The following is an 8,010-nucleotide window of genomic DNA, read 5'->3' as shown; positions in this document are numbered from 1 at the left end:
GAGGAGATCTGCGACACGGCACCGGAGGGGTCTTCCAGGGTCGTGTCGACGAGGACGACCTTGATCCCGGCGGCTTCGGCCGCGGCGATGGGCGCCTGCATGGCGGACACGTCGGTGGGCGCGATCAGCAGCGCGTCGGGCTTGGAGGCGACGACGGCGTCGACGATGGGCTTTTGCAGGGTGGGGTCGAACTTCTCGGGGCCCTGGGTGGTGACGGTGGCGCCTTCGGCCTTGGCTTCGGCTTCGATGCCGCACTGCATGGAGATGTAGAACTCATCCCCGGCGACGCCCTGCACGAACGCGATCTTGTAGCCGCCGTCGGAGCCGCCCGAGGCGGATCCCGACGAGGAGCCGCCGGAGCACCCGGCAAGGACGAGGGTGGCTGCGGCGCCGAGGGTGGCGACCGCGAGAACCTGCTTGTTCCACTGCATTGTGATTGACCGTTCTCTCTTGATGTGATTCCGGATGCCGGGCTCAGCCGCGGCGTCCTCCGCTGACGAACTTGCGCCAGAGGCTTTGGGTGTTGCCGCGGGTCGCGGCGGTACGGCGGACCTGGTCGACGTACACGGCGGTGATCAGCACCGCGCCGACCGCGACCTGCTGCCAGAAGGGCTGCACGCCGGTGATGACGAAGCCGTTCTGCAGGACGGCCGGGATGAAGAGGCCGACCACGGTGCCGAAGATCGTGCCCACGCCGCCGAAGAGCGAGGTGCCGCCGATCACGACGGCCGCGATGACGTTGAGGTTCGTCTGCGACTGCCCCGCGATCGCCGTCGTCGAGAACTGCGACAGGGCCAGGATGCCGGCGAGTCCCGCGAGCGCCCCCGACAGGGTGTAGACCGAGATGAGGTGGCGGTCGACCTTGACACCGACGCGGCGGGCGGCCAGCTCGCTCGAGCCGACGGCGTAGGTGTAGAGACCGAATCTCGTGAAGTGCAGCACGATCGCGCCGATCACGACCACCACGAGCGCGATGACGCTGATGATCGGGAGTGACCCGAAGACGTTGCCGTACCCGATCGACACCGTCAGCACCGTGGGCACGTCGCGGATGTCGACGCCGCCGGTGAGGATCTGCGCGAGACCGAGCGCCATACCGAGCGAGCCGAGGGTGACGATGAGCGGCGGGATCTTCGCCTTCGCGATGAGGAAGCCGTTCAGCAGCCCCCAGCACACGCCGCTGAGGATCGACACGAGGATGCCGATGGTGGCCACGCCCCAGCCCTCGCCGCCGAGCGCCCTCATCGTCAGGGCCGAGACGACGCCCGAGAACACCAGGACCGAGCCGATCGAGAGGTCGATGCCCGAGGTGATGATGATGTACGTCATGCCGACGCCGAGCACCGCGAGGATCGAGGCGTTCTGGATGATCAAGCGGAAGTTCGACCACTGCGCGAACGAGTCCGGAGCGAGCGCGCTGAAGATCAGCACGATGACGATGAGGATGAGCAGGATCTGGAAGGCCTGCGCCTTCAACAGTCCCCTGAAGAAGTTGGGTTTGGTGTCCTCGAACGTGCCGATCGCGACGGTCTCGGTGGGGGGAGTCGTGGTGCTCACTTCTGGTCGTCCTTCGTGACGGCGCCGGTCATGAGCCCGACGAGTTCTTCCATGGAGGTGTCTTTCGCGTTGATGTTCGCGACGCGGGTGCCCAGGCGCAGGACCTGGATGCGGTCGGAGACGTCGATGACGTGCGGCATCGAGTGCGAGATGAAGACCACGGCGATGCCCTTGTCGCGCACGCGGCGGATGGTCTCGAGGACGTTCTTGGTCTGGCGCACCCCGAGGGCTGCGGTGGGCTCGTCGAGGAACACGACGCGAGAGGCCCAGTGCACGGCGCGGGCGATCGCGATCGCCTGCCGCTGACCACCGGACATCTCCCCCACCGGCGACGACAACGACCGCACCGTCGCCCCCAGCTCGTCGAACGCAGCCCGCGACGCGACCGCCATCTCCTTCGTCTTCATGAAGCCGAGAGCACCGGCCAGCCCCGGTCGACGGATCTCCCGACCCAGGTACATGTTCTGCACCGGATCCAGATGCGGAGCCAGCGCCAGATCCTGGTACACGGTCTCGATGCCGAGCGACGACGCGACCTGCGGATTGGTCATCTCGATCGGCTTGCCGTCGAAGAGGATCTCCCCCTCGTCGACCGCGAGGTTCCCCGACAGCGCCTTCACGAGCGTCGACTTGCCGGCGCCGTTGTCACCGATGAGGGCGGTGACCTCGCCCGGGTAGACCTCGAAATCGATATTATTCAACGCCCGAACATGACCGAACTGACGCGACAAACCCCGCGCCTGCAACACGGGCGTGGCCGTTGTGACTGACGACATCGTCAGCTCCTTTCCGTAGTGAGGAGAGAGGAAGAGAGGAACGCCTCGGCGACGTCCTCGAAAGAAGAAGAGGACACCGCGAACGCCGCGAACAGCGCTGCCCCGTAGGCGGTGCCCTCGTCGTGGGTCGAGACAGTGACCTCGGGCAGGAGCGCCGAGCGGGAGCGGACGACGGATGCCATCGACGACCACCCGCCGGTCAGCACGGTCGAGGTCGGCGGCTCGACCTCGCGGTCCATCACCGCCGTGTACTCGGCGAGCATGTCGTTGCCGTGGCGCAGGGCGGCGGCGAACAGCTCCGCGGGGCTGAGCCCGTCGCTCTGCGCGACGATTTTCAGCACGCCGTCGTCGTTGCGCGCACCCGAGACCGCGAGACCGGCGTCCGACACCGTTCCGAGCGCGGGGAGCGCCATGGTCTCGTCGTCGATGCGCGCCCGGCCCACGGCATCCGTGATCCCGAGCAGTTGGAGCACGCGGCGCATGAGCAGGCCCGACTTCGTGCCCGCCAGGAGCACGTACTTGCTGGGGATGACGTGCCGCACACAGTTGATGCCCGCGTGGGCGAGCCGCTCGCGCGCGGCGAAGGGAAGGGTGTCGTCGAGCACGCGCACGAGGGCCTCGGCGGTGCCCATCGAGTCGTAGAGCTGGCCCGTGTGGGTCGCGCCGACCGCGACGGCCGAGACGAGGTGGTCGTGGCCGGCGATGGTGAGCGCGGCCCCGCGGAACCCGGCGGGCATCCCGGGGTCGCTCAGCGTGCCGACGGCCTCCCCCGCGCTGACGAGCTTCCCGAGGATCGACGCGTCCACGCCGAGCACGTCGAGCGCCGCCCGCCAGGGGGTGCTGTCGTCCTGATCGATGAGCCCCGTGCGTGAGACGAGCGAGTACTCCGCGACCCGCGGTCCGCCGAGCGCGTGCACGACGTACTCGGGGACGTTGAGGAACGTCGTTCCGACGAGGGCGATTCCGTTGTCGCGCAGGTGGAGCAGCTTGGCGATGGATGCCAGGGGCCCGACCGGCAGACCCGTTCGGCCCGGGAACTCCGCGCGGAAGGCGTCGGGGGTCGCGATGATCTGCGCGGCCCCCCGCGGGTCGAACCAGGCCATGATCGGCGCGAGCGCCGTGCCCTCGGCATCCAGGAGCACGCCGGCCTCGGCCATGCCCGAGACGCCGAGCGCGACGATGCGGTATCCCTCGTCGAGGCGGGCGTCGGCCTCGGCGGCGAGCTCGTGCACGACGGAGATCGCCTGCGCGGCGGTCATCTCGGCCCGGCCGTGGTCGAGGTTCGTCCACGGCGAGCGCCGGCTCACGACGAGCACCTGATGCCCCTCGGGGGTGGCCACCAGCAGCTTGGTGCTGGTGGAGCCCATGTCGATTCCGACGACGTAGTCGCTCATCGCACGTCACCCCCGCGGAGCGTGCCGGGCCACCCGGCACCGGGGGCGGCGACGAGGATCTCGGCGGCACCGGTCAGACGCCAGGCGCCGAACGCGTGGGGCACGGCGTAGACCTGGCCGCGCTCGACATCGATCGACCCCGAGTCGGACACCAGCGCACCGGAGCCCTCGCGCACCAGCACCACAGCGAAGCCGGCCTCGCGCGCAGCGGTGTCTCCCGCGGCGTCGAACAGGCGGAAGTACGGGTCGGCCACCGCGGGCAGCAGCGAGCGGAAGTCCGTCCCCGCCGGGGTCTCACCGACGGTGCTGATCAGGGCGTCGAGGGCCTCGGCATCCATCTTCGCGGTCGACACCGACGGCATCACGGCGTCGAAGCCGAGATCGAGATGCGACTCGTCGCGCGTCGACGTCGTGATCGACCACTCGAGCAGGATCGAGAAGTCGGTCGGCTCCTGCACCTCGGCGACGAAGATCCCGCCGTCGATCGCGTGCACGGTGCCCGCGGGCACGAGCACGCCCATGCCGGGGCGGACGACCACGCGGTTCATGCGCGACAGCATCCACTCGCTGTCCTGCGCATCGCGGCGGCGGTCGAGCTCGTCGCGGTCGACGTCCTGGTTCCAGCCGACGTGCACGGCGCAGTCCTCTTGGGTCTCGAGCACGTACCAGGCCTCGGTCTTGCCGTACGGGCAGTCGAGGTGGGCGCTCGCGAATCCGCGGTCGGGGTGCACGTGCACGGGGAGGCGCTGACGCGCGTCGAGGAGCTTGACCAGGATGCCCAGGTCCGCGGCATCCCGTCCCGCACGAGCCCCCACCCACGCGGCGCGATCGCCGGCCACGAGGTCGCGCAAGAAGTCACCGTCGTCGGTCACGGCGAGACCGATCTCGTCGCAGCCGAAGCGCGACACGGTCGAGCCGAGCCACTCCTCGGGCTGACGGTCGGTCTCGGGCACGATCCCGCGCAGCGCCGCGATGCGGTCGCCGCCGAGGTAGAAGTGCTGCACGGGGTTGGGGGGCAGCAGGACGGGCTTCATCGGGCGGCCCCGATCGGCTCAGGGGCGGCCGCGGCGGTCGCTCGTTCGTAGTGCGTCATGGCTGTCCAGACATCGTTGTCTTGCTCGAAGGAGGTCTTCTCGCGACCTCGCGGGATTGAGCATGGGCGTCCGGGACAACGTTGTCAAGTCACAATTCGGTACTCATGACACCGATGTCCAGCCCCAGCTTCCACGACTGCCCCTCCGGCAGCGGGCGCAGCAGCCCACGCTCACGCGCATCCTGACGCCCGAGGATGGTCGCCGCCGTCGCCGGCTCGACGCCGAGCACGACACCGTCGCGCTGCGCGACGCGCCACTGGAACAACCCCGGCAGCGCCGCGGTGTCGAACGAGACCCGGATGCCGAGCCCCGACGGCGCGTGCACCTCGGCACTCACCCGGGTTCCGACCGGAAGCTCGTGCGCGAACACCTGCTCGGGATACGTGTCGGCGGGCGCGGGGAACCGCGCCCAGGTCGCCAGGCCGGCCTCGGCGTCGGCGTCGCGCGGCACGACGCGCTCCGCCGGGGAGCGCAGCAGCGTCCCCTCCTGGATCAGCGGCCGCCCGAGGTTCACGTGGTACAGCACCATGGGCTCGACGGCGCGCGCGCCGCGATTGACGATCTCGTCGCGAAGTTCGATGCGCGCCTCGCCCCGCGGCACGCGGATGCTTCGGCGCAGCTCGAGGTGCGCGCCGAGCACGGTCGCCTCGACGATCGTCGCCTCCACGACGACGGCGTCGACCTGCACCTCCGCTCGGGTCACCATCGCGGCGAGCGTCGTGTACCGCCCGTGCTGCGGATGCTCGCCCTCGTCATCGCGCGAGGACGGCCCGAACGACAGCAGCCCGCACGTCGTGACGAGCCCGCCGCCGAACGTCGCCCCGAACGCCCCGCCGCTCGGGCGGGGCCACCCCGTGGGCGAGACCCAGGCCAACGGCACCCCGCGGTGCCGCACCTGCCCGAGATCGAGGCCTCGGTCGGGAAGGAGCTCGATGTCGAGGTCGCCCGCGATGACGCGCAGACGCCGGGTTCCGGCATCCGGTCCGTCGGTGCGGATCGAGGCCTCGATGGCCGCCTCCGTCCCGCGGCCTCGCTGGCCTTCTCGCCCCGTCGAGATCATCTCGTCGTCCTGCTCGCCCATGAGCTCCGCCTTCCTCGCCGTGTGCGGTCACACGGTAGCAGTCGTTGACAACGTTGTCTCGAGACCGCATACTGACCGTCGAGCGCAGAGCCGCGCCCCGACACGACGCTTCGGAGACCCACACCCCATGTCGAAACCCCGCCTCAACCGCCTCTTCAACGCGCGCTCCGGGCGCGCTCTCGACGTCGCCGTCGACCACGGCGCGTTCCACGAGCCCTCGTTCCTGACCGGCATCGAAGACATGGCCAAGACCGTCGCGACCCTCGTCGACGCCGGGCCCGACGCCGTGCAGCTCACTCTCGGCCAGGCGCCGCTGCTGCAGTCCGTCCCCGGCAAGCAGAAGCCCGGCCTGGTGCTGCGCACCGACATCGCCAACGTCTACGGCGACCCGCTCGAGTCGCCGCTGCACAGCGTCCTCGTTCCGGATGCCATCCAGGTCGCCGTCCGCTTGGACGCGGTAGCGGTCTGCGTGAACCTGCTCGATCTGCCCGGCGAGCCGCAGATCCGCGAGCAGTGCATCCGGTCGATCCTGGCCTTGCGCACCGACGCGGAGCGGTACGGGATGCCGCTGATGATCGAACCGCTGGTCATGCAGACCAAACCCGGCACCGGCGGATACGGCGTCGACGGCGACACCGCCAAGATCGTCACCCTCGTGCGACAGGCCCGCGAGCTCGGCGCCGACCTCATCAAGGCCGACCCGACCGACGACATCACCGACTACCACAAGGTCATCCAGGCGGCCGGCGACACCCCCGTGCTCGTGCGCGGCGGCGGACGCGTCGACGACCGCACGCTCCTCGAGCGCACGAAGGCCGTGCTCGAACAGGGGGCCCGCGGCATCGTCTACGGCCGCAACGTCATCCAGCACGACGACCCCGCCGGCATCACCGCGGCGCTCATGGCGGTCGTGCACGACGACGCCTCGGTCGACGAGGCCCTGACCCTGATCGGCGGTGCCGCATGACCGGCAAGAAGGTCGGAATCGGCATCATCGGCGGCGGCCTCATGGGCCGCGAGATCGCCGCAGCCCTGCGCCGTTGGCCCGCGCTGATCGACCACCCCGCCGAGCCCGAGCTCGTGGCCGTCTGCGACATCAACCCCGCCGCTCTCGAGTTCTTCGAGCGCATCGACACGGTGCAGCTGACCACGACCGACCACCACGAACTGCTCGCCGACCCGCGCGTCGACGTCGTCTACATCGCCGTGCGTCACGATCTGCACGAGCGGCTCTACGTCGACACGATCCGCGCCGGCAAGGCGCTGCTGGCCGAGAAGCCGTTCGGCATCGACCGCGCCGCCGCCGACGCGGTCGTCGCCGCCATCGACGAGACGCCCGAGTCGTTCGTCCGCGTCTCGAGCGAGATGCCGTTCTTCCCCGGCGCGCAGTGGGCCGTCGACTACGTGCGTTCGGGTGCCCTCGGCCGCATCGTCGAGGCGAAGTGCACCTTCCTTCACGCCAGCGACATCGACGTGAACAAGCCGCTGAACTGGAAGCGGCAGAAGCAGTTCTGCGGTGAGGCCGGGGTGCTCAACGACCTCGGCATGCACACCTGGCACGTGCCGCTGCGCCTGGGCTGGACGCCCGAGAAGGTCGTCGGCATCCTGCAGGACATCGTCACCGAGCGCCCGGGCCCCGACGGCACGCCGCAGCCGTGCGACACGTGGGACAACGCCGTGATCCACTCGTGGGCCCGGCACGACGGCGCCCCGTTCCCCCTCACGACCGAGACCAAGCGCATCGCGCCGGGGCAGAAGAACACGTGGGAGTTCGAGGCCATCGGCATGGACGGCGGCGTGCGCTTCAGCACGAAGAACCCCAAGCAGGTCGAGGTGTTCGCCTTCATCGACGTGCCGGGCGTCGGCCGCGAGCAGAGCTGGCAGAAGGTCGACGCGGGCAGCCAGTCGGTGTGGCCGACGGTGACGGGTCCGAACTTCGAGTCCGGATTCTCGGATGCCATCCTGCAGATGTGGGCGGCCTTCCTCGCCGAGTACGTGGGTGAGCTGGGCGACGGCTTCGGCTGCGTCCGCCCCGAGGAGGCGGCGCTCACCCACCGCTTGTTCGCCGCGGCCATCGCCTCGCACGAGACCGGGACGTTCGTCGCGCC

General features: G+C 69.9%; 8 protein-coding genes. 2 read left to right on the top strand and 6 right to left on the bottom strand.

Features of this window, described 5'->3' with window-relative positions; translation table 11 throughout:
• The 6 genes from P2P98_RS14300 to P2P98_RS14275 all read right to left on the bottom strand — a co-directional run.
• Positions 1-431 (bottom strand): substrate-binding domain-containing protein (locus P2P98_RS14300; RefSeq protein ID WP_275800779.1); only part of this gene is annotated, 431 nt, incomplete at its 3' end.
• Between the two features lie 43 nt (positions 432-474).
• On the bottom strand, positions 475-1,557 hold the full coding sequence (locus P2P98_RS14295) for an ABC transporter permease (RefSeq protein ID WP_275800778.1): 1,083 nt from the start codon (positions 1,555-1,557) through the stop codon (positions 475-477).
• On the bottom strand, positions 1,554-2,333 hold the full coding sequence (locus tag P2P98_RS14290) for an ATP-binding cassette domain-containing protein (protein WP_275800777.1): 780 nt from the start codon (positions 2,331-2,333) through the stop codon (positions 1,554-1,556). Before P2P98_RS14290 ends, P2P98_RS14295 begins: the two co-directional genes overlap by 4 nt.
• A gap of 2 nt (positions 2,334-2,335) precedes the next feature.
• Positions 2,336-3,727 (bottom strand): FGGY family carbohydrate kinase, encoded by a 1,392-nt coding sequence (locus P2P98_RS14285; RefSeq protein ID WP_275800776.1) that lies wholly within the window; start codon positions 3,725-3,727, stop codon positions 2,336-2,338.
• Positions 3,724-4,761 carry a hypothetical protein gene (locus tag P2P98_RS14280; protein ID WP_275800775.1) on the bottom strand — a complete coding sequence of 346 codons (1,038 nt, stop codon included), beginning with the start codon at positions 4,759-4,761 and terminating at the stop codon, positions 3,724-3,726. Before P2P98_RS14280 ends, P2P98_RS14285 begins: the two co-directional genes overlap by 4 nt.
• A gap of 148 nt (positions 4,762-4,909) precedes the next feature.
• Positions 4,910-5,902, bottom strand: a complete 993-nt coding sequence (locus P2P98_RS14275) for an aldose 1-epimerase family protein (RefSeq protein ID WP_275800774.1) — start codon at positions 5,900-5,902, stop codon at positions 4,910-4,912.
• Between the two features lie 127 nt (positions 5,903-6,029).
• On the opposite strand from P2P98_RS14275, the gene P2P98_RS14270 reads away from it, so the two are divergent.
• Both P2P98_RS14270 and P2P98_RS14265 read left to right on the top strand, forming a co-directional pair.
• A complete protein-coding gene (locus P2P98_RS14270) occupies positions 6,030-6,869 on the top strand; it encodes an aldolase (protein WP_275800773.1) in 840 nt (279 codons plus the stop codon).
• Positions 6,866-8,010, top strand: a 1,145-nt coding sequence (locus P2P98_RS14265; protein ID WP_275800772.1) for a Gfo/Idh/MocA family oxidoreductase, incomplete at its 3' end; no start/stop codon positions are given. The genes P2P98_RS14270 and P2P98_RS14265, both read left to right, overlap by 4 nt.

The organism is Microbacterium sp. Kw_RZR3 (assembly GCF_029222405.1).
Classification (GTDB): domain Bacteria; phylum Actinomycetota; class Actinomycetes; order Actinomycetales; family Microbacteriaceae; genus Microbacterium.
This window is presented reverse-complemented; position numbering and strand designations above follow the sequence as displayed.